The organism is Micromonospora sp. SL4-19 (assembly GCF_047921475.1).
GTDB lineage: Bacteria > Actinomycetota > Actinomycetes > Mycobacteriales > Micromonosporaceae > Micromonospora.
In genome coordinates this window covers 1-21396 of record NZ_JBLROB010000048.1, presented here as the reverse complement: position 1 = coordinate 21396, position 21396 = coordinate 1, and the positions used below count along the sequence as shown (strand labels likewise).

Sequence of the window (21396 nt, the reverse complement as noted above, 5' to 3'; positions counted from 1 at the left end):
TTGTCGAACCACTGCTTCCACCGTCGAGGATCATCCGACCTTGGACAGGACGGCCTCAGCGACGGCAAGGTCCTGCCAGGACATACCGACGCTCTTGAACAGCAAAGGCCGGCCGGGTGCGGGACGGGTCTGCCCGGTGACGACTTCGCGCATCGGCAGCAGATCCCGGGCCTGCAGGGCGCCTTCCTTGATCGCCAGGCAGACGTCGCCGGCTTCGCGCAGCGCGGTGGCGACGTCTTCGACAACGACCGTCGCCCGGCCACACAGCGCGCCGGGGACCTCTCGAGCGTCGGGTTCGTGCGAGCCCACCGCGATGACGACGGCGGTGTCGCGGACCTGGCCGGCGTCGAACAAGGGTGCCCGGGCCGAGGTGGCGCACACGATGACGTCAGCCGCGCGCAGCACATCGTCGGCCTGGACACCGTCGACAGCCACGACGTCGGCGCCGTCAGTCGTGGCCCGGCTGATGTTGCGGACCAGGTGAGTCACGCTCGTGATCTGCCGGTGCGGTGTCAGAGCCGCGGCCAGAGTTTCGACGTGCCCGTGCGCCTGGGGTCCGGCGCCGAACACGGCCACCGTCAGTGGGCCGGACGCGGCCAGCAGCCGCGGGCGGACGGCCGCCACGGACACCGCGGGCGTACGCAGCGTGGTCAGCGCCGTGCCGTCCAGCACGGCGACCAGGGTGAGCGTTTCGGCGTCGAAAAGCAGATAGGACGCCTGGATGCGCGGAAGGCCACGGGTGGGATTGCCGGGTGCCACGGTCGCCACCTTGATCCCTACGTGTCTGCCCGAGCGGGCACCTTCCGAGGGCATGAGCAGGAACTCGCCCGCGCGCAGCGGAACGGCGTGGCGAGGCAGGTCCTCCGCCGGGTCCAGCCCGCCGACGAGGGCAGCCGTGATCGCCTCGACCGCCTCGACAGGGCTGCAGGCGGCGCGCACGGCATCGCCGCCGAGGATCAGCGGGGCGGTCACCGGAGCACGAACCCGGGGACGAGCGGGTCGGCGGGGTCGACGATGAACGTGTGCTCACCGGTCCGGTAGGCCATGCCGGTGACCTGCGGTACGACGGCCGCGCGGCCATCAGCGGCGGTGGCAGCCACGATGGTTCCGGTGAACCGTGATCCGACGATCGACTCGTGGCGAAGCTCCGGGCCGTTGACAGCTACGCGGCCCTCGTCGGCCAGGACGGCCAGCCGGGCGCAGGTCCCGGATCCGCACGGTGAGCGGTCGACCTCGCCGTCAGCGAACACGGTGACGTTGCGCTGATGGACGTGGCCGTCGGTCGAGCCGAGTTCCTGGTACAGGATGGTGCCGTAGATCCCGCTGAGCCGCGGATCGCTGGGATGCACGGCATGCTCACTGTCGTTGAGCGCCCATTTGATCTCGCGGCCCAGTGCGATGAGGTCGCCGTAGTGCGACGGGTCCACGGTCAGACCGACGCTGGTGGCGTCGACGTTGGCGTAGAGGGCTCCGCCGTAGCTGACGGTCACGGCAACCTCGCCGCGGGAGGTGCTCAGCGCGATGTTGCGGGCGATGACGTAGCTGGGCACGTTGACGAAGTCGACGGCCACCGTGCGCCCGTTGTCACGGTGCACGCGGGCGGTGACCCGGCCCGATGGAACGTCGATGACCACGTCGACGCTGCCGTGCGCGGGAGCCTGGACCAGTTGGGAGTCCACGGCCCATACACCGAGGGCGATGGTGCCGTGCCCGCAGGCGGTGGAGAAGCCGTCCTTGTGCCAGAACAGCACACCCAGATGGGCGCCGTCGTCGTCGGCCGGCACGACGAATCCGCCGTACATGTCCGCGTGGCCGCGGGGCTCGAAGCAGAGCAGCTCCCGGAGCCGGCGGGCGGAAACACTGCTCAGAGCCTGGATACGACGGTCCGCCACCGTGACCCCCGGCAGCGCCACCGGCGGTTCCGGCACGATCCGGAACGGCTCTCCGGCGGTGTGATAGTCGGTCGTACGCACCTGATCCGAAACCATCCCGCCAGGCTAGTGCGGAACGCGAGATTTCCCGTTGCTTCGATCTGCACCTCGCCGTGGCGGGCGAGGACGCCGGTCACGCCCCTGGTCGACGCGGCGCTCCACCTGCCTGCATGATGATCTTCCTGTCGACCGGCGGCATGGAGCATCTGGAGGTCTCCCTGGCCCGGGGCATCGCGCACCTGCGCGGGCTGGCGGCCGAGGTCGCGACCGGATAGCCTGTCGTGTCGCCGGTCAAACGCCCCCTGTTGCTAGACTGGTCGGGACATTGATCGTTTGTTGAGGAGCCCAGACATGGTGGTGGACGACGACATCTCCGGGTGATACCCGGACCCGACAGGCCACCGGCCCGGTGCGTGGAAGCGCCGCCGACGTGGCCTCGCTGTCGTCCCCTCTTTCTCCCTGTCTGCTGCCAGGGCAGAAGTGTCTTCCCTGCCCCCCCAACACGAGGTCACCTCCATGTCTGACGCCTGCATCGTCTGCTCGAACCTGTCCTTCACCTGGCCCGACGGCACTCCCGTCTTCCAGGACCTGTCCTTCACCGTCGGCTCCGGCCGCACCGGCCTCGTCGCGCCCAACGGCACCGGCAAGAGCACGCTGCTCAAGCTCATCGCCGGTGAACTGCGACCCGGCACCGGATCGGTCTCCGTGGCCGGCACCCTCGGCTACCTCCCGCAGAGCCTCCCCCTGACCGGCGACCTCACGGTCGCCGAGGTGCTGGGCGTCGCCGCGATCATCCAGGCCATCGACGCCGTGGAGTCCGGGGACGTCGACGAGAAGCACTTCACCACCATCGGCGACGACTGGGACATCGAGGAACGCACCCGCGCCCAGCTCGACCGCCTCGGACTGGCCGGCCTCGCCCTGGATCGCAGCCTGAGCACCCTCAGTGGCGGCCAGGCCATCTCCCTCGGTCTCGCCGGCCAGTTGCTGAAGCAACCCGACGTGCTGCTGCTCGACGAGCCCACCAACAACCTCGACGTCGACGCCCGGCACAAGCTCTACGACGTGCTGGAGGACTTCAACGGCTGCCTGCTCCTGGTCAGCCACGACCGCGCCCTGCTCGACCGCATGGAACGCATCGCCGAACTCGACCGCGGCGAAGTGCGCTTCTACGGCGGCAACTTCACCGAGTACGAGGAAGCCGTGCGGGCCGAGCAGGAAGTCGCCGAGAAGAACGTCCGCAACGCCGAGCAGGAGCTGAAGCGGGAGAAGCGGGAGATGCAGCAGGCCCGCGAGCGCGCCGACCGCCGGCAGAGCAACGCCGCCCGCAACCTGAAGAACGCCGGTCTGGCCCGCATCTTCGCCGGCAACATGAAGCGGGGCGCGCAGGAGTCCGCGGGCCGGGTGGGCCAGATGCACGCCAGCCGGGTCAGCGAGGCGAAGGCCAGGCTGGACGAGGCCGGGCGTGCGCTGCGCGAGGAGCAGCGCATCACGCTGGATCTGCCGGACACCCAGGTGCCCGCCGGACGCAACCTGTTCCTCGGCGAGCAACTCCGCGTCCACCTCGGCGACAAGGACGTGTTCGCCGGCCAGGGCGTCGACCTGACCGTCCGGGGCTCGGAGCGCATCGCGCTGGCCGGCCCCAACGGTGCGGGCAAGAGCACGCTGCTGCGTCTGCTCAGCGGCGACCTGACACCACAGAGCGGCGAGATCAAGCGGGCCGACGGCCGCATCGCCTACCTCTCGCAGCGCCTCGACCTACTGGACCTGGACCGTACGGTCGCCGAGAATTTCGCCGACTTCGCCCCGGAGCGGCCGGAGGCCGAGCGAATGAACCTGCTCGCCCGCTTCCTCTTCCGGGGGCCTCGCGCCCATCTGCCCGTCGGGGTGCTCTCCGGAGGCGAGCGGCTGCGTGCCACGCTGGCCTGCGTGCTGTGCGCAGAACCAGCTCCGCACCTGCTGCTCCTGGACGAGCCGACGAACAACCTCGACCTGGTCAGCGCGGGTCAGTTGGAGAACGCCCTGAACTCCTACCAGGGGGCCTTCGTGGTGGTCAGCCACGACGAGCGGTTTCTGCGCGAGATCGGCGTGAACCGGTGGCTGCGGCTAGCCGACGGCGTGCTGAAGGAGACGGGGGCCCCTGAGGTGTGAGCCGCCGGCGTGTCGACCTGGCCCGTGTCCGAGGCATGCCGCCCCGCGGGCCGAGCACCGATCACGTTGGACGGACCTCATGCCTCAGCCCGCTCTGCTCGCCCACGACCTCGTCCACACCCTCGGCGACCGACGGGTGCTCGACGGTGTCTCCCTGACCGCCACGCCCGGACACCGCATCGGGCTGATCGGGGAGAACGGCGTCGGCAAGTCGACCCTGCTGCGCCTGCTGGCCGGGATGGACGAGCCCGACGCCGGCAGCGTCACGTGCCCACCCGATCTGGGCTTTCTTCAGCAGGAGATGCCGTACGACGCCGACGCGACGATCGCCGACGTACTCGACGACGCCCTACGCGAGGCCAGGGAGGACCTCGCCGAGCTGGAACGGCTCACCGAGCAGCTCGCGCGGACCGCGCAGGAGGCGCCCGAGCACACCGGTCTGCTCGACGCGTACGGCATCCGGCTCGAACAGGCCCAGGAACGGGAGGCCTGGGACGCCGACCGGCGTGCCGCGCTCGTGCTCGACGGCCTCGGCCTCAGCGCCTTCGGGCACGACCGGACGCTCGGGTCGCTGTCCGGCGGGCAGCGCGGCCGGCTCACGCTGGCCGCGCTGCTGGTCCGGCGGCCCTCCGCGCTGCTGCTGGACGAACCGACCAACCATCTCGACGACGATGCCGCCGCCTTCGTCGAGGAGCAGGTACGCAGCCTGCCCGGCGCCGTCGTGGTGGCCAGCCACGACCGGGCCTTTCTGGACGCCGTGTGCACGGACCTGATCGACCTCGACCCGGCGGTGGACGGCCCGGTCCGCTACGGCGGCAACTACAGCGCCTATCTGGCCGAGAAACGTGCCGAGCGGGATCGCTGGGAGCGACGCTGGGCCGAGGAACAGGAGGAACTGGCGGCGCTGCGGGTCTCCGCCGGGGTCACCGCGCACAGCGTCGCACCGGACCGGGGGCCGCGCGACAACGAGAAGATGGGCTACGGCCACCGCGCTGGCCGAGTGCAGAGGCAGATCTCCCGGCGGGTGCGCAACGCGACCCGCCGCCTGGAGGAGCTGGAGCGCTCCCCGGTCGGCGAGCCGCCGAAGCCGCTGCGGTTCCAGAGCACGACGCTCGCCGCACCGGCGCCGGAGGGCGACGGTCCGCTGGTGTCCCTGGATGACGTACGGGTGCCGGGCCGGCTCGCACCGGTGAGTGCGGAGGTGTCGGCGACCGACCGCCTGCTGGTCATCGGCGGGAACGGGGCTGGGAAGTCGACTCTGCTGGCAGTGCTCGCCGGGCGGCTCGCACCCGTGGGCGAGGTGCGGCGGCGGCACGGACTGACCGTGGGCCTACTCACCCAGGACACCGTTTTCGACCAGCCGGACCGGTCCGTCCGCGACACCTACGAGCTGGCGCTGGGCGCCGAGCGGGCCGAGGCGGTGCCGCTGGGCTCGCTGGGTCTGATGCACGAGGCGGACCTGGACAAGCCGGTCGCCCGGCTCTCGGTCGGACAGCGCCGGCGGCTCGCGCTGGCGCTGCTGGTGGCGCGACCGCCGCAGTTGCTGCTACTCGACGAACCCACCAACCACCTGTCGCCGCGTCTGTGCGACGAGTTGGAGGCGGCGCTGGGCACCGGCCCCGGCGCGATCGTGCTGGCCAGCCACGACCGCTGGCTGCGGGAGCACTGGCAGGGGCGGGAGATCCGGCTCGGCTCCGACCCGCGAGCTCAGACAGCGCGGGTCACAAGCCTCTCGCCACCGTACGCCGCCAGCCCTGAGGGCGGCCAAGGTGACGGCCGGCGGAGATAGCAGACCCTGTTCCGGGTTTGATGGCGGCTAGTGCCTCGCCATGCAGCTCTGAACGGGTAATCCGGGTGCCGGATCTTGCATTCGGTGGCGAATCCGGATTTCGGTCGGGCTCGCTGGTTGCGCCAGCGGACCCTACGTAGTGGGGCGCCGGCACGGGGCGGTCATCACATCGTCGGGGTCCAGCCGGTCGAGGATCGCGTCAGTGATCCCGGCCAGCTGCGCAACCTGCTCCGGCGAGAGCACCTCGAACACGTGGTGCCGGACGTTGTCGACATGCCCGGGGGCGGACGCCGTCACCTTCTGCCAGCCCGCCTCGGTCAGTCGGGCGTTGGTGGCCCGCCCGTCCTGCGGGCAGGGGAACCGCTCCACCAGGCCGCGGTCCTCCAGCCGCCGGACCACGTGAGACAGCCGCGGCAAGGTGGCGTTCGTGCGCGCGGCGAGGGCGGTCATCCGTAGCGTGCGCTCGGGCGCCTCGGACAGCATCGCGAGGACCATGTACTCGAAATGGGTCAGCCCGGCGTCACGGCGCAGCTGCGAGTCCAAGGCTGCGGGAAGCAGCTCCACCACCGCGGTCAGCCGCACCCACGTCGCCAACTGCTCGCTGGTCAACCACTGCTTGCTCATCCTCACACCCTACCCAAATAGTTGACGCTACAAGTAAATCTGGTACGGTGTTAGTTGAGGTTTCAACCATCCGCTCCGAAAGGAATTTCCCGTGGCACACCTCTCGATCATCGGCACCGGCAACATGGGCCAGGCCATCTCCAGCGTCGTCACCAAGGGCGGCAACACCGTCGAACTGCTCGGCCAGACCGATACCGACAAGCCGGTCACCGGCGACATCGTCGTCCTCGCGGTCCCCTACCCGGCCATCGACCAGGTCCTCGCCGAGCGTGGTGAGCAGCTCAAGGGCAAGATCGTGGTCGACATCACCAACCCGCTGAACTTCGAGACCTTCGACTCGCTCACCGTCCCCGCCGACAGCTCGGCCGCCGCCGAGATCGCCGCCAAGCTGCCGGGATCTCGGGTGCTCAAGGCGTTCAACACCACCTTCGCCGGCACGCTGGCCGCCGGCACCGTCGGCGCGTTGACCACGACCGTTCTGGTCGCCGGCGACGACGCCGATGCCAAGGCCACCCTCATCGGCGTGATCAGCGCGGCCGGTCTGAAGGCCATCGACGCCGGCGCGCTCAAGCGGGCCCGGGAGATGGAGGCCCTCGGCTTCCTGCAGATCAGCCTGGCCGCGAAGGAGACGGTTTCGTGGACCGGCGGCTTCGGCGTCGTGGCCTGACCCGCCGGGACGCCTTCTGGCCCCGTTGGCCGCGGGCGCTGGCCTTTAGGACGGGAGCCACCGCCCGCGACGCCATCACCCACCACGTCTCGAAGGAGCCGCCATGCAGGGAGCACGACCCACCACCACCACGCGGTTGAGCTCGCGCGCCGACATCGTCACCGACGCACCTGGTCGCTACGCCAAGCAGCTCGTCGCACACCTGGGACGCAAGATCGAGTTCCGCACCGACGGGCCGGTCTCGAGTGCGGCGATCGGTGAGGGCGCCGCCCAGCTCGTCGTCGGACACGGCGTGCTGACCCTGCTGGCCACCGGCGACGACGAGCGGAGCATGGCCTTGATCGAGCAGGTCCTCGGCAGCCACCTTGAGCGGTTCGGGCGGCGAGCAGGCCTCACCGTGTCCTGGGTCCGCACCACCGCACCCGATCCCGTGCGCGCCGACGCGTCACCGGCGCGCCGTCCCGCACCACACCTCTGCGAGGAGAATCGATGACCAACCACGCCGCCGCCGGCACCACCGCGGCCGCCGACGCGCTCATCCCCGCCCAGCACCCGTTCACCAGGCACCTGCGGCGGGCCGCCACCCTCGAGAACGCTCAGCGGCACCGGCGGTGGACGCCGGCCGACGGTCCGCTGCCCGCGCTCTACCTCAGCCACGGCGCACCGATGCTGTTCGAGATGACCGACTGGATGACCCAGCTGCACACCTGGGCCCGGGCCCTGCCCCGACCGCGGGCGATCCTGATCGTCTCCGCGCACTGGGAGTCCGCGCCGCTGAGCATCACCAGCACCCGGCCCGTTGAGCTGGTCTATGACTTCGGCGGCTTCCACCCGATGTACTACCGGATGCGCTACGACACCCCGCCCGCCGTGGACCTCGCCCAGCAGGTCGTCGCGCTGATGCCGGACACCGAGCAAGTCCACGAGCACCGCAACCGCGGCCTGGACCACGGCGCCTGGGTGCCGCTGAAGATCATGTACCCCAAGGCGGACATCCCGGTGTTGCAGCTGAGCATGCCCACCCATGACCCGGACCGGCTGATGGCACTGGGCCGGCGGCTCAGGACGCTGCGGGAGTCCGGAGTGCTGGTGATCGGGTCGGGCTACATGACTCACGGGCTGCCGTTCATCGACTGGCAGAACCTCGACAAGGTGCCACGCTGGTCGTCTGACTTCGATCACTGGGCCGCCGACGCGCTGGCCCGCGGCGACGTTGACGAGCTCGCCAGGTTCCGCTCCCACGCCCCGGGCATGCCCTACGCCCACCCCACCGTCGAGCACTTCACCCCGCTGTTCGTCACCCTCGGCGCCGCCACCGACCCCACCACGGCACCGACCACCGCCATTGACGGCTACGCCCTCGGCCTGGCCAAGCGGTCCCTCGAGGCCGCCTGACCCGGCCGCCTCCACGGCACGGCCGCGCGGTGCCGGCGCCGCCTCGCCTGGCGCACCCGCGCCAAAGACCGCCGGGCCCCGCGCGGGTGCGCTACGCCGGTTCGATCCAGAGTTACGACCGGCTGAGCACCGGCACTCCTTACGCGTCAATCCTCAGATCACTCTCGTGGATGCTCGCCACGCCGAGTCGGTGTGAGTGCGGTGGCGCACGTATCAAACCATTCCACAATGCCCGATGACGGACGTAGCCCCGCCCGCTCGACCCGGGGGCGGGAGCTGAGGCTGGCCTGCGGTGATGTGTCCGACGCGTAGCCTCGCCCAGCGGCGAAGATGCCCTCGACCGGCTGCTCGACACCAAGAGCCCCCACCGCACTTTCGCCGCGACGGCCTCTCGGTCCGCACCGAACGCACCGCCTGGGCCGCACGCCGCAGACCGACCACAGGAGCATCCGCCCAGGTCAACCCGCTCGACCCATGATCTTTGACGGTCACAAGTAGTCGATCTGAGCGCGCTTTTGGCTCCTCGGCGACCACATCAAGCCGGCGCCGCCGCAACCCCCTGCCCGGCAAGCGCGAACCACCTCGACGAGCCCGAGAGAGCTTCGCGATGGCGAAGTAGTCCCTCGCGCAACGCTGCGTGAGGGCGGCACCATGCCACCCATGACCGCTGCCGTGACCGTTCGAGCGGCAATCTCTCGTCGATGGATGTGACCGCTTCGGGGGTCTACGCCTGGTACGCCGGCACGCCGAGCAGCTCGTCCACCGTCACGAACCGGTAGCCGCGGGCCAGGAGCCCTTCGATCGTCTCCCGCACCGCGACGACCGTCTCCGCGCGGTTGCCGCCCCGGCCGTCGAACCCGTCGTGGAAGATGAGAATCGAGCCAGGGCGCGTCTTGGCGATGGCACGGCGAGCCATCCGTACGCCGGACGGCTGGAACACCTCCAGCGCATGGCCGAACTCACCGGCGACCGGGTGCAGGCCGCTTCGGCGCAACATCCGCAGCAGGGCCGGCTGGCGCCACAGCCAGGGTGTGCGGGCCAGCGCTGGGGTTCGGCCGGTGACTCGCGCCAGGATTTGTTGGCTCCGCTCGACTTCTCGCTCGTACGCCCTCGGTCGCAGGTATGTGCCGAACCGGTGGCTCAGCGAATGGTTGCCCAGGACGTGGCCGGCGTCGATCGCGCGTACGGCGACTTCGGGGTGGCGCTCGACGCAGTGTCCGACGTGGAAAAAAGTGGCCCGGATGCCTCGTGCTGACAGGATGTCGAGGATCTGTGAGGTGTACGGCTCGTTCGGGCCGTCGTCAAACGTCAACGCCACCACCCGTTCGGCCGCCGAGCCGCGGTAGGGGTAGCCGCGCGAAGACGGGGCGAACGGCGACATCAGCAGCCAGTACGCCCCGCCGATAGCCAGCAGCAACGGCCCGATCAAAACGATCACCGGGCCTCCTCACGGCTGGCTGCCAGGGCTACCTCGAACGACCCCGCGTGGTCGCGGAACGCCGGCGCCGATCCGAGCACGCGCCGCCCCGCGATCCGGTTCACGGCGTAGGTCAGCAGGTAGTGCATGGGCAGGGTCACGAACAGGTTGTACGCGAGCCCGCGGGTGAGCCTCCGACCCGACGTGCAGGTCGAGTTGTCATGGTCGTAGACGACCCGGCCCTTCTTCCGGAGCCGGCGCAGTTGGTCGAGCTCGTCGCCGCCCTGCGTCAGGCTGGTGTCGTAGCCCGTCCAGGCCTCGCGGCGGAAAGCGATGTTCGTCGCGCTCGCGTAAACGGCGCGGCCGGTCAGTCGGTAGACGCCGTTGACGGCTCCGAACAGCATCCGGCTGTAGAGCCGGCCCCACCGAGGGCCGTCTTCGTACTGGCAAGGGCCGACGACCGCGACGATGCGGCCATCGCTGCGAAACCGCGCGTCGATACGGCTGAGCCAATCACGGCTGTGGACCGTATCGGCGTCGGTGGAGACGATGATCTCACCGCGCGCCACCTCTGTGCCGCGCTGGCGGGCGTCGCACACCCCCGGCACCGGCTCGACCACTACTCGCGCGCCGAGGTCGCGAGCGATGTCCGCGGTCTCGTCCGTGCAGTTGTTGTCGACCACGATGACCTCGCACACTCCGTCGAAGTCCTGCTTCTGCAGGGAGAGGAGAGCGTCGGTGAGATAACCGGCCTCGTTGAAGCACGGGATGACTACGGTGAACCTGGGCCTCTCTGGCATGCGGATCAGTATTGGTCGGCGGGTCCGCCGAAAGGATCCGGAACTCCCCCGACTTCAACCGGGGCTATCCCCCCAAGGCGCATCGGGCTTCCCCCTAGAGGCGGCTCCCCGGAGGTTCACCGCCACACGTTCCTTATGGGCGCCGCGGCTGTCTCTCAGTTAGCGCCTGCTGGCCGACAGGGTCCCAGACCCTGTCGGCCCGCGCTCCCGCCGCGCTCACGTTGTCGAGCAGGCGACGCCGTTCAATCGGAAGCCGGTTGGTGCCGGACTCGCCGATCCGTTGCCGGTGTAAGCCGGGCTCCACGCCGCGCCCGGTGCGAGGTTTTGCGCCCAGTCCGGGGCTTTCACGGTGAAGGTCGGCGCGCTGAAGGCCCAGGTACCGTTCCAGCCGTTGCCCAGCGATACGCCGTTGGGCGCGGTGAAGGTCATTGTCCAGTTGGTGAAGGTCGTGGTGCCGGTGTTCGTCAGTGTCACGGTCGCGTTGAAGCCGCCGGACCACGAGTTGTCCACGCGGTAAGTCGCCTTGCAGGACGTCCCCGCCGGGTTGCTCGGGCTCACGCTGGGCGACGCGGACGGCGACGGTGACAGCGACGGCTGCGGAGACTGCGAGGGTGGCGTACCCGTGGATTTGGCAGCCATGTTGGCCGAGTGCTGACGGAAGACCGCGAGTTGCGGCGCGCCGAAGACGGTGTCGAATCCGCCACCGCCGCTGCCGTCCTTGTACCGCCAGAACCCACTGCCGTCGCCGCCGGCCGCCTCGAAGTCGCCGTATATTTGCGTCCACCAGTTGGTCCAGTCTTGGTGGACGTTCCACTCGCCCATGTAGAACCGCTTGCCCACCGCGTTGTGCGAGTCGTTGATCCAGGCTCGAATCAGCGTCTTGGTCTTGGGGATGTCCAGGCCCGCCCAGCCCTCGTCGGGATAGGGGTGCGCCGAGGTGAAGTCGATGTACGGGGACTGGTGAATGTAGACGAAGGGGCTGCCCTCGTTGCCGCCGAAGCCGTACTTCGATTCGTGGCCTTCCAGGCCGGTGCCGAGCATGCGGTTGCGGTCGATGCCCTTGACGTACGCGCCCATCTCGTCGACCCACGAGGCTGCGGGAGCGCTCCCATAGCGTCAAGTCGATGTCTTGTGCCGGGTCGGGCATGTCCAAACCGCTGGGTAACGCAGGCCCCGCGACCGCGCCGTCGCCCATATCCAGAGCCACACCGGCCCCTTCGCACAGGATCCGGTCCACATGTGAGCCTCCGGAACGCTCCCGAAACTTTCCGAGTCCTACAGTCCATCAGGCTGGATTGACACCTTCGAGGAGCCTGGCGATGAGGTTCTGGCCAGGGGCATCGCCAGGCAGCAGCCTTCCGGATCCTTCCGGAAATTCTTGACAGGTGGGCCGCCGCTCAATGACGATGATTCATCGACAGTCGTCAGCGCCGTCGAGCGGCACAATCCCCCACCACCGCCTGGCTCGTCCGCCAGGCCTCACGAGTAGGTGACACCATGAACGATGCTCCCGCCCGCCCAAGGGGCCGCGGCCGCGGCCGGTTCAGACTGCTCGTCAGCGGCGTCAGCGCCCTCGTGCTGGCCGCCGCCTCGCTGACCGTGGCCGGCCTCGCCCACGCCGAAGCCGACCGAACCGTCACGTCGAACGCGACGGGCACCCACAACGGGTACTTCTACTCGTACTGGAAGGACAACGGCAACGTCACCATGACGCTGGGCGCCGGCGGCTCCTACAGCGTCCAGTGGAGCAATATGAACAACATGGTCGTCGGCAAGGGCTGGAAGCCCGGGTCCAGCCACACCGTGAACTACTCCGGCTCGTTCAGCCCGAACGGCAACGGGTATCTCGCGCTGTACGGGTGGACCAGAAACCCGCTCATCGAGTACTACATCGTGGAGAACTTCGGCAGCTACAACCCGAGTTCGGGCGCTACCCGGCTCGGGTCGGTAACCACCGACGGCAGCACCTACGACATCTACCGCACGCAGCGGGTCAACCAGCCCTCCATTGACGGCACGGCGACGTTCTACCAGTACTGGAGCGTCCGGCAGTCGCACCGCAGCAGCGGCACCATCACCACCGCCAACCACTTCAACGCCTGGAGAAGCCTCGGCCTCAACCTCGGCAGCCACGATTACCAGATCATGGCGACCGAGGGCTACCAGAGCAGCGGCAGCTCCAGCATCACCGTCAGCGAAGGCCCGAGCGGTGGCGGTACCACCCCGCCCCCGTCCGGTGGTGGCGGCAGCTGCACCGTCAGCGTCACGCGCACCCAGGAGTGGACCGACCGGTTCAACGTGAACCTCTCCGTCAGCGGCAGCAACAACTGGACCGTCACGATCCGGCTGAACGGCAGCCAGAGCCTGCAGAACAGCTGGAGCGCCTCGGTCAGCGGCAGCACCGGCACGCTGACCGCCCGGCCGAACGGCTCCGGCAACAACTTCGGCATCACGCTCTACAAGAACGGCAACAACACGAACCCGACCGCCAGCTGCGCGGCGTCCTAGCACCACAAGGGATCTGGGGTGGCGGCTCTGCCGGCACCCCAGATCTCGCTTTCGCACGGACTGTGCGCACCATCCTGTCGATCTCTTCCCGGCCCGGCACCGCCTCCCCGGCCGCGAACCGGGCCTGACCCTGTTTGACGGCGGTCGTCGCGTAAGACCTTCCAGTTCTTCATCCCGGCCAAGGCGTGTTCGACCTGCGCTCGGCCAGGGCGGTGCTCTGCACCCGACTGCTCCCCACGTGTCTCGTCTCTTCGCTATTCCTGGTTGACGGGGCCGAGGTCGTCAGGAACTAATCGTCTTCGCCACCTCGCTCAGGTCATTGTCCAGCTGGTGATCGCGTCCGGGCAGCCGGTGCAGTTGTGCCTGCGGGATGGTGCGGGCGTACAGGTCAGCATGCGATGGTGGGGCAATCTCGTCCTGGAGTCCATGAAACACATGCACCGGCACGCCTTGCGGCAGCCTCGCGCCGAGGTCGTGTGGCAGCTCGAACTCGTCGCCGGGCCAGCCGCCCGCACCGACGAACGGAGCGGCGATCAGCACGATGGCCCTGAGCTCCCGTTCCGGTGGCCGCTCGGCGAGTGCGTTGATGAGGATCGTCCCGCCCACCGAATGGCCGGCGATGACCGCACCGTCGTCCAAGGCCGTCATCTCACGCCGGATGGCCGCGCTCCACCTGGCGTAGCTCGGGTCGTCCTCGTCGGGCATGCGCGGGTAGCGGACCTCGTACCCGTCCCCGAGCTTCCGCCTCAGGCTGTCGCACAGCTTGTCGTCCCATTCGTCGTGCGCGCCCGCGCCGCCGCCCTGGATGAACAAGATCTGCCGGGCCCCTGCCATGATGATCCTCCTTCGCGCCGTGCACGCCGAGAACGCCTTTCATCGCCGCAGAACCGCTCGGCGCTGCTTCAGCTCCTCCTCGCTGATCTCGCCCCGCGCGAAGCGCTCGGCGAGAACTCGCTCGGCCACGCCGCGCGCCGACCGGGTCGGCGACCTGCGGTAGATCAGGTAACCGAGCGACGACAGCACGAGAAGCCAGAACAGCGCCGGAAAGATCAGCCACCAGCCCGCTCCGCCGTTCCAGGGGCCGTTTCCGTCTCCCCACCCCGGGCCAGGCTGGGCGTACACGTGACCTGCCACTTCCGCCAGCATCACAATCTCCCTCGGTCTCGGGGCTCGCTTCTGCTCGCCCTCTGCCCTGAGGATGGCCCGCGGTAAGGCTGCCGCCGTCGGTCGTGCAACGACACCCGCCCTACGTCGCAGGACGTACCTCCCACCAGCACCCTGGCACGCCGGCCGGCCGGGACGCGACCCGCCGACGTGAGGGAGGTGGATTCAGGCCGAACCGTTCCAGAAACCGCACTGGTGTGCCTTGCCGAAGTCGGTCGCCTCGATGCTGCCGTTGGTCATGGACAGCACGAGGCCGCCGTCGCCGCCGCGGTGCCTCGGCCAGGCCGGTAGGCCGGCGCCGTTGGGGTCGCCGCTGGCGGCGAAGTTCGACCAGTACCGGATCAACTGCTCGGACAGGTGCCGCTGCGGCACGGTCAGGGGTACGTCTCCCGGACCGTCGAACGCGCCGTCGAACAGGTACGGCAGCTCGGCGCCGTGCGGGGCGCCCAACGGAAACCCGGCGATGCTGGCGCCGCTGTCCTCGGCGAACTCGTAGGCGTACACCGGAGCGTGTTCGGCGACCGCTCGGTTGGCCGGAAGCACCGGGCAGGCGCCCAACATGTGGCCCCAGTCGGTGAGGACCGTCGCCAGTGCGATCCCCGGGCTTGGGTAGCTGGTGGCCGGATAATGGGCGCGTATCGCAGCCGCGCGAGGGCCGAACTGCGCACTGAGAAGCTCCGGATAGTCGGCGACGGTCACCGGACGGCCGCGGGCGTCGTGTTCCAGCGCAACAAAGGGGCGCATTTCGTCACGAGTGCTACCAGTTAGCATCGGTACGCGCGCGGATGATCCTCGACGTAGCGCGTCCAACGGTTGCCGAGGCAGCACCGATGTGTCCGCGACCGGTAGCCAGGGCAGATCCGCGAGCCGGCCGGCGGAGATCGGCATGTGGTCAGCGCCGAGGGTGACCAGGCGGGCCGCCGAAATCGCGCGAAGGCAGTCGACTTCGATCGCCGGCGTGTTGCAGCCCAGCTCCTGGGCGGCCTGCCTGCCCCACGTCTGTGCCACCTGTCTGGTCACCATCGCGTTGCCGCACGGGCTGCTCTGGATGATCGCTTTCTGGAACAGGCCTGCCGCGGCGGGCGAGGCAAGCTGTGCGCAGATGCTGTACCCGCCGGCCGACTGCCCGGCCAGCGTCACACTGTCTGGGTCGCCGCCGAAGCCAGCGATGTTCCGCCGCACCCAGCGGAGCGCGGCGCGTTGATCGGCCAGCCCGTAGTTACCGGCGTCGGGGTCGGCAGCCAGCGCGGGCAGGTCGAGGAACCCGAGTGCGCCGAGCCGGTAGTTGGCCGTCACGACCACCATTCCACCGGTCACGGCCAGGCGGGTCGGGTCGTAGTCGCTGCCCGCGCCAGAGACGAAACGGCCACCCGGGAGCCACACGAGGACCGGTCGCGCCTGGTCGTCGCCGTGGACCGGCGTGGTGACGTTCAGGTACAAGCAGTCCTCGTCCCCGACGATCGTGGAACCGGTCGGGCCACCCAACTGCGGGCAGACCGGGCCGGGCTGGGAGGCATCCCGGGGCGAGTCCCACGGCGCGGGCGGCGCGGGCGGGCGCCAGCGCCTGGCGCCCACCGGCGGCGCCGCGTACGGGATGCCGGAGAAGCTGCGATGATGGGCGGACATGCTGCCGCGCAGGACGCCGGAGTCCACACGGACGATCGGGGAAAGCTGCACACTTGCGCCGGCGCTGACCGGGACCGCCCCGGATACCGCGAACGACCCGGCAACAGCGACGAGCGCGACAATCAGCCGTAAATATCTCATGCATCGTGACGCTAGGAAGCACGCAGCGCACGGTCATCCGTACGTGAGCGACACCCCGACTACGTCAGCACCCGTACGCCCCCCCCGGTCCTCCCCGAGCCCGGGCCACACGGGAACTCGGATCAGGCCACGAACATGCTGCTTTCCCGGCTCTGCTCCCGGTGGCACTCGCCGTCATCCGAGTGGTGACGCATCCCGGTTGGTTCCGGAGCCGGCACGTCGTTGGCAGGATCTCCTTCCGGCGTGCCGCGCGGGTCAGGTTGCGATGATTTTTGATGCGCGGGTGGCACCCGTCCGACGGCCGATGGCAACCACGGCGGCGATGGTGGTCGGGACGAGTGTCAGGTGGCAGAGGGCCAATGTCGCCTTGCTCGCGGTGTCGAAGTCGGTGGGCAGGGTCATGAGGGCAATCGTGCCGACCGCCAGCACCGGGCCGACGACCAAGGCGGCCCGGATGACCCAGGCAGCAAACGGTGCCAGCAGGGCGACGGCGGCAAGGCCGATCAGCAGCGGTACTGCGCTGAACCCGGCGACGGTGACTGCGTCGACCTCGGCCGGTCCGCTGGAGGAGGTGAACTGGAACGTGCCGCCAGCTGCTCGCCCGACGCCGTAGACGATGAGATTGACCACCACGGCGGTGACGCCGCCGAGGGCGACGACCGCCACCCGAGAGAGCCTAGACATCAGCAGGCTCCGTTCCGCGCTGACGGGCCAGGAACGCCTCGATACGGGCGAATGCGCCGGCCCACACCTCGCTGACGAAGAAGTCCCGGATCTCGGGAACCGGGAAGCCGCTCTGGACGACGGTCATCAGGGTGCCGCCATCCTTCTCTTCGAAAGTGATCTCGATGCGCGTCGTCATGGTCATGCCGTCCGGGCTGGCGCCGGTGGACTCGGTGACGAGCCGGTGCGGGCGGTCGATCTCGACGAATGTTTGCGTCTCTCGGAACAGCATGTCGGGGTTGGGCCCCCACACTGCAGTCTGCTGTCCGCCGACCCGCAGATCGACCTCGATCTCGACGATGCCGGGCTGCTCGTCGAGGATGGTGAACCAGATCTTCTGCTTCTCGGCGTCCGTGTACGCGTCGAAGACCTCCTCTGGTGTCGCGGGCAGTTGCCGCGTCATCCGCATGTCGAGCGTCATGAATCCTGTCCCTTCGGGCCGGGCTGGAGGGTGAAGTAGGCATCGAGACCGTCGAGGCGACGGGCCCAGAGCCGCTGGTAGAAGCTGATCCAGGCCATCGCCTCATCCAGCGGCGCAACACCGAGGCGGCACTGGCGTGACCGGCCGACCTTCTCCGTGACGACGAGTCCGGCATCTTCGAGCACCTGGACGTGCTTCTTCATACCGGTCAGGCTCATCCCGGTGGGCTCGGCCAGCTCGCCGATGGTGGCCGGGCCATCGCCGAGCCGGATCAGAATGCCTCGGCGGGTCGGATCGGCCAGAGAGGCGAACACCCGGTCCAGGACATGTTGGTGAACCACGTAGTTCACCTTACAACACTGAACCTTCAGGTTCAATGTGTTGCGCGAGCGGCGACGCATTCAGTTCGGCACGTCCGGATGCAGGCACCCGCGATCCGTATAGCGATTGGATCGCGACAGTTTCGACCGGTGGCCGACCGGCACCGAGTCTCGGTATGGACGCGAATCTGGCCGCGGTAGCGGCCCAGGAAGGCGGACACCGCGGCGCGCAAGACGAGCTGATCGGTAGGTACGACGCCGGAAGCGGGAGCAGGAAAGGCAGCCATACCGTGCGCACCAGCGGCGATGAACGCCAGCACGCCCGGAGCGGCAGACGAGGATGGCTGCCCCTCCCGATCAACACGACCAGTTGATCGCGCGCGTTACCCGGGTCGGTGGAGTTTCGGGCGCCAAACGGGATTGCCCAGAGTCAGAGGCAGGTGGGCCGGAGGCCCCGAGGCGTGTAGTTGATCTGCACGTGGTAGACCCCCTCGGCGATGCCGAGTACCTGAAGTCTCCACGTGCAGTTGGTCTCGTCTGGCTTCCAGGCTTCGTAGACCTGGCTGCCCTGGCCGAACGTCTGCCAGCCGCTGGAACGGGCGAGGTCTGCGTAGAAGCGCGATACCTCGTCGGCGGCACCGGCTCCGGTGACCTCTCCGTCAACCATGCCGAGGTTGGGGGGCTTCGAATCCTTCCAACCGCAGCTGACGGTCTCTGTCGCCGCTGCCATGGTTGCGCCGGGTGGCGCCTGGGTCAACACCGGTTCCTGGCGCAGTGCGGCGACCGTCTTCGGATCCGGGTGGCAGTCGCGGGCGGAGTGGTCCCCTGACACAGCGTCGCCCAACCGACCACAGCCCCCAACGCACAGCCCCAACGCGGCTGCCACGGCAGCGCGGCCGGCAACGCCGACCCGACTCACAGCACACCCCAGAATTCTCGATCTTCGCCTGGTGATCATAGGTTCGTAGTCTCCTGGTGCACGATCCGGATCCAGCGATCGAGCCTGCGGCCGGGCGCAGGCCCTAACCCGGACACTGCCGTTGAGCGCTTGGTCAAGTGGCAAGCTGGCACTATGGACAGGAAGCAGGTGATTGGCTGGGTCGCGGCCTACGAGCATGCGTGGCGGACGCAGGGGACGGAGGTCCTCGCCACGATCTTCACTGCAGAGGCGAGCTATCTGCAGGGGCCGTACCAGAGACCGATCATCGGCCTGCCAGCCATAGCCCGGATGTGGGAAGACGAGCGGGACGGCCCCGGCGAGGTGTTCCAGATGACCAGTGAGGTCGTCGCGGTGGAGGGCGACACTGCGGTGGCGCGCGTGGCGGTCCGGTACGGCGACCCAGTTGACCAGGAGTATCGTGACCTGTGGATCATGCGTTTCGCCGAGGACGGGCGCTGCAGCTCGTTCGAGGAGTGGCCTTTCTGGCCAGCGCAGCCGACCACCGCGCGTCCCGCTGGAAGCTGACCCGGGCACGCTACGACAGCCCAAACGCTGCCGGCGGCATGAGCGGACCTGTCAGTCGTTGTTGAGGTGGGGTGACGAGGGTGCGTAGCCAGGGTTGGGGCAGCGCTGGTTCGGGATTCATGGTGCGGCAAGTGCTCATCAGCCTTCCACGGACCGGCCGTAGGCGATCAACGCTACGGCTTGGGCGAGAGCTTGACCGGGTCTTGTCGTCGCGGTTGCGTCCGTTGTCTCTGCCATCCACCCGGTCGGGGCGGTGATGCTAGCCGGCTGAAGCCGCTGAGCGGACGCCGTGCCCTCGCTCAGCCGGAGGCGGAACTTCCTTGTTGGTACTCCGCCCACAACTCGTCCGCCTCCCGCGCCATGACCTGTGCCTTGCGCGCCTTCTTCTTGCTGTGGCTCGGCGTGGCCCCGTGCCGTCGCGCCTGCCGTGCACCGAGACGGGGCAGATTCTCGAGCCGTGCCGCCTGATCCTCGAGCGCAAACGACAAGATCTTGAGATTGGCGGCCCGGTTGCCGGTGACCGCCTCGCGAGCGACTGCGACAGCTTCCTCGCCGAGCGCCAGCGCCTCGACTGTGCGGCCCGCGTCGTCCAGCCGTACCGCCTGTCGCCTCAGCATCTCTGCGTGTCGCGACAGGATTGCGGGCCGGTTCGCCGCCGCGAACTCGCGCTGCAGTTCGAGGGTCTCTTCGCCAACGGCCAGAGCCTCGTCGAGCCGGCCGGACTCGGACAGCCCGTTAGCCAGGTTCGACAGCGACAGTGCCAGCTCGCGCAGGTGCCCGGCCCGGTTGTCAGCAACGAGCTCCCGGCGCATCTGCACAGCTTCTGTCGTGAGCGCGAGGCTGGCCTTTCGATCCTCGGTGACGGCTCCAAGGTTGCTCACCGCCTCGGCCAGCCTCGACAGGTAGGCACCCCGGTCGACAGCGGCCAGTTTGCGATACAGCTGAACCGCCTCATCGGTCGCGGCCACAGCCTCCGCTTCCCGGTCCATGTCGCTGAGCCGCCCGCCGTACGTGTCCAGGCACGAGGCGAGCAGCGGATGATGCGCCTCGGGCTGCGCTGCGACCAGTTCACGACTCAGTTCGACCGCCTCCGCAGCCGCCGCCAGAGCCTCCGCCAGTCGTCGTACCCCAGCCAGGCAAACCGCCTGGTTCTTCAAGGCAATCACCAAGTAGACGAGACCCCGTGGCCGGCTGTGCGCCATCGACTCACGGAAATGCGCGACCGTCTCGGCGCCGACCTCGACCGCCTCCTCCCACCGCCCTGCCTCGTACAGCCGGTTGGCGTGGAGGCTCAAGACCCTCCCCAGGGCGTTGTGCATCTCCGAGCCGACCGGTTGATCCGCGGCCAGCCCGCGCTGCAACTGTAGGGCGCGGTCGCTGACTTGCAGCGCCTCGGCGTGGTGACCGGTCGCCGCCAACGCCATCGCGTAGGGCTCGAGCAGCCGGGACAGCAGGACGTCAGGGTAAGCGTCCATCAGCGCCATCGCCTCACGGCCGGCAGCCAGCGCCTCCGGCGCCCGGCCCGAATTCATAAGCCGGCTGGTGAGCGCGCCAAGGGCCTCGGCAAGCTGCTCCTCGTGGCGGCGGTCGATGGTGTAAAGCTCCCGAGCCAGCCGGACCGCCTCCTCGGCACGCTCCAGCGCCTCCGCCGGCCGCCCAGCGTCCGATAAGTAGTAGGACAGGTTGGTGCATGCCAACACGAGAGCAGGCAGAGCGGTGCCACGGTCCCGCGCTGCCAAGCCATGCAACATCTCCACAGCCCGGCGACCCGTCTCCACCGCGTCGTCGAAACGGCCGGCGCGCCGCAGATCCACCGCCTCATCGACGACCGCCCCGACCCGGCGCAGCGGTGGTCCTCCCGCGCTCCCCGCCGCAGCCATCTGCGCCAACCCGCCAACTCCACACGGGCGAATATAAGCCCAACGATCAATACCCACGGGCTGGGCGTCGCGCCCCAGGTATCCGCTCATCGCCATTACCGGGCGCTGGCTTGAGCTGTTGTGATGACACTGCATGGCGCGCGCGGCAGACGAGGATGTCGCGTGACGATATTCTGCCGCCGCGCCGAACCGCTTCTATCCCCGTCGTTGGAACGAGACCAGAGGCGATGAGTTCGACGATTGGGGCCGCTCGCTCTGGTATTTCGAGGTTGGCGATGACGGTTGGTCGAATCACCTGGTCAGCAGGCCCTGCTAACGTCAGCCGGACACAGATGATCAGTCGGAGGCCAGCAGGAATGACCCCCACGTTCCCG

General features: G+C 68.9%; 21 protein-coding genes and 1 pseudogene. 7 read left to right on the top strand and 15 right to left on the bottom strand.

Going from position 1 to position 21396, the window contains the following annotated elements; genetic code table 11:
• Positions 1 to 30: 30 nt before the first annotated feature.
• The gene (locus ACNAVT_RS30490; protein WP_416301298.1) at positions 31 to 972 is read right to left on the bottom strand and encodes an ornithine cyclodeaminase family protein; all 942 of its coding nucleotides are present in this window, start codon (positions 970 to 972) and stop codon (positions 31 to 33) included.
• Complete coding sequence (locus ACNAVT_RS30485; protein WP_416301296.1) at positions 969 to 1988, bottom strand: proline racemase family protein; 1020 nt, start codon at positions 1986 to 1988, stop codon at positions 969 to 971. The genes ACNAVT_RS30490 and ACNAVT_RS30485 overlap by 4 nt, the downstream gene beginning before the upstream one ends.
• 459 nt (positions 1989 to 2447) lie before the next feature.
• On the opposite strand from ACNAVT_RS30485, the gene abc-f reads away from it, so the two are divergent.
• Complete coding sequence (abc-f, locus tag ACNAVT_RS30480; protein WP_416301294.1) at positions 2448 to 4082, top strand: ribosomal protection-like ABC-F family protein; 1635 nt, start codon at positions 2448 to 2450, stop codon at positions 4080 to 4082.
• 79 nt (positions 4083 to 4161) lie between these two features.
• Complete coding sequence (locus ACNAVT_RS30475) at positions 4162 to 5871, top strand: ABC-F family ATP-binding cassette domain-containing protein (RefSeq protein ID WP_416301292.1); 1710 nt, start codon at positions 4162 to 4164, stop codon at positions 5869 to 5871.
• Positions 5872 to 6003: 132 nt separating this feature from the next.
• Here the strand turns inward: ACNAVT_RS30475 and ACNAVT_RS30470 are convergent, their stop codons facing one another.
• The gene (locus ACNAVT_RS30470) at positions 6004 to 6495 is read right to left on the bottom strand and encodes a MarR family winged helix-turn-helix transcriptional regulator (RefSeq protein WP_416301290.1); all 492 of its coding nucleotides are present in this window, start codon (positions 6493 to 6495) and stop codon (positions 6004 to 6006) included.
• A gap of 91 nt (positions 6496 to 6586) precedes the next feature.
• On the opposite strand from ACNAVT_RS30470, the gene ACNAVT_RS30465 reads away from it, so the two are divergent.
• The 3 genes from ACNAVT_RS30465 (at position 6587) to ACNAVT_RS30455 (ending at position 8557) form a co-directional block, all read left to right on the top strand.
• Complete coding sequence (locus tag ACNAVT_RS30465) at positions 6587 to 7162, top strand: NADPH-dependent F420 reductase (protein ID WP_416301289.1); 576 nt, start codon at positions 6587 to 6589, stop codon at positions 7160 to 7162.
• 103 nt (positions 7163 to 7265) lie between these two features.
• Positions 7266 to 7655, top strand: a complete 390-nt coding sequence (locus ACNAVT_RS30460) for a DUF2218 domain-containing protein (RefSeq protein WP_416301288.1) — start codon at positions 7266 to 7268, stop codon at positions 7653 to 7655.
• Positions 7652 to 8557, top strand: a complete 906-nt coding sequence (locus ACNAVT_RS30455) for a dioxygenase (protein ID WP_416301287.1) — start codon at positions 7652 to 7654, stop codon at positions 8555 to 8557. The genes ACNAVT_RS30460 and ACNAVT_RS30455 overlap by 4 nt, the downstream gene beginning before the upstream one ends.
• 724 nt (positions 8558 to 9281) lie before the next feature.
• Here ACNAVT_RS30455 and ACNAVT_RS30450 read toward each other — a convergent pair.
• From ACNAVT_RS30450 to ACNAVT_RS30440, 3 genes are all read right to left on the bottom strand, one after another.
• Entirely contained in the window at positions 9282 to 9995 is a 714-nt protein-coding gene (locus ACNAVT_RS30450; protein WP_416301286.1) for a polysaccharide deacetylase family protein, read from the bottom strand.
• Positions 9992 to 10774: a glycosyltransferase gene (locus ACNAVT_RS30445; RefSeq protein WP_416301285.1), complete on the bottom strand. Its 783-nt coding sequence runs from the start codon at positions 10772 to 10774 to the stop codon at positions 9992 to 9994. Before ACNAVT_RS30445 ends, ACNAVT_RS30450 begins: the two co-directional genes overlap by 4 nt.
• A gap of 216 nt (positions 10775 to 10990) precedes the next feature.
• Positions 10991 to 11851, bottom strand: coding sequence for a cellulose binding domain-containing protein (locus ACNAVT_RS30440; RefSeq protein ID WP_416301284.1), 861 nt, complete (start codon positions 11849 to 11851; stop codon positions 10991 to 10993).
• Between the two features lie 420 nt (positions 11852 to 12271).
• Between ACNAVT_RS30440 and ACNAVT_RS30435 the strand changes: the two genes are divergently transcribed.
• Entirely contained in the window at positions 12272 to 13282 is a 1011-nt protein-coding gene (locus ACNAVT_RS30435; protein WP_416301283.1) for a glycoside hydrolase family 11 protein, read from the top strand.
• Between the two features lie 140 nt (positions 13283 to 13422).
• Here the strand turns inward: ACNAVT_RS30435 and ACNAVT_RS30430 are convergent.
• The 8 genes and pseudogenes from ACNAVT_RS30430 to ACNAVT_RS30395 all read right to left on the bottom strand — a co-directional run.
• Positions 13423 to 13515, bottom strand: a pseudogene (locus ACNAVT_RS30430) (IS5/IS1182 family transposase); the annotation flags it as partial.
• A 49-nt stretch (positions 13516 to 13564) separates the two neighbouring features.
• Entirely contained in the window at positions 13565 to 14116 is a 552-nt protein-coding gene (locus ACNAVT_RS30425) for an alpha/beta fold hydrolase (RefSeq protein WP_416301282.1), read from the bottom strand.
• A 39-nt stretch (positions 14117 to 14155) separates the two neighbouring features.
• On the bottom strand, positions 14156 to 14428 hold the full coding sequence (locus ACNAVT_RS30420) for an SHOCT domain-containing protein (RefSeq protein ID WP_416301280.1): 273 nt from the start codon (positions 14426 to 14428) through the stop codon (positions 14156 to 14158).
• A 183-nt stretch (positions 14429 to 14611) separates the two neighbouring features.
• The gene (locus tag ACNAVT_RS30415; protein WP_416301312.1) at positions 14612 to 16072 is read right to left on the bottom strand and encodes a carboxylesterase/lipase family protein; all 1461 of its coding nucleotides are present in this window, start codon (positions 16070 to 16072) and stop codon (positions 14612 to 14614) included.
• 396 nt (positions 16073 to 16468) lie between these two features.
• Positions 16469 to 16879, bottom strand: a complete 411-nt coding sequence (locus ACNAVT_RS30410; RefSeq protein ID WP_416301278.1) for a DUF6069 family protein — start codon at positions 16877 to 16879, stop codon at positions 16469 to 16471.
• 10 nt (positions 16880 to 16889) lie between these two features.
• Positions 16890 to 17357 (bottom strand): SRPBCC family protein, encoded by a 468-nt coding sequence (locus ACNAVT_RS30405; RefSeq protein ID WP_416301276.1) that lies wholly within the window; start codon positions 17355 to 17357, stop codon positions 16890 to 16892.
• A complete protein-coding gene (locus ACNAVT_RS30400) occupies positions 17354 to 17698 on the bottom strand; it encodes an ArsR/SmtB family transcription factor (RefSeq protein WP_416301310.1) in 345 nt (114 codons plus the stop codon). Before ACNAVT_RS30400 ends, ACNAVT_RS30405 begins: the two co-directional genes overlap by 4 nt.
• A 409-nt stretch (positions 17699 to 18107) precedes the next feature.
• A complete protein-coding gene (locus tag ACNAVT_RS30395; RefSeq protein ID WP_416301274.1) occupies positions 18108 to 18344 on the bottom strand; it encodes a hypothetical protein in 237 nt (78 codons plus the stop codon).
• A 405-nt stretch (positions 18345 to 18749) separates the two neighbouring features.
• Between ACNAVT_RS30395 and ACNAVT_RS30390 the strand changes: the two genes are divergently transcribed.
• Positions 18750 to 19142 carry a nuclear transport factor 2 family protein gene (locus tag ACNAVT_RS30390; RefSeq protein ID WP_416301272.1) on the top strand — a complete coding sequence of 131 codons (393 nt, stop codon included), beginning with the start codon at positions 18750 to 18752 and terminating at the stop codon, positions 19140 to 19142.
• Positions 19143 to 19441: 299 nt separating this feature from the next.
• Here the strand turns inward: ACNAVT_RS30390 and ACNAVT_RS30385 are convergent, their stop codons facing one another.
• On the bottom strand, positions 19442 to 21112 hold the full coding sequence (locus ACNAVT_RS30385) for a tetratricopeptide repeat protein (RefSeq protein WP_416301270.1): 1671 nt from the start codon (positions 21110 to 21112) through the stop codon (positions 19442 to 19444).
• Positions 21113 to 21396: the final 284 nt, after the last annotated feature.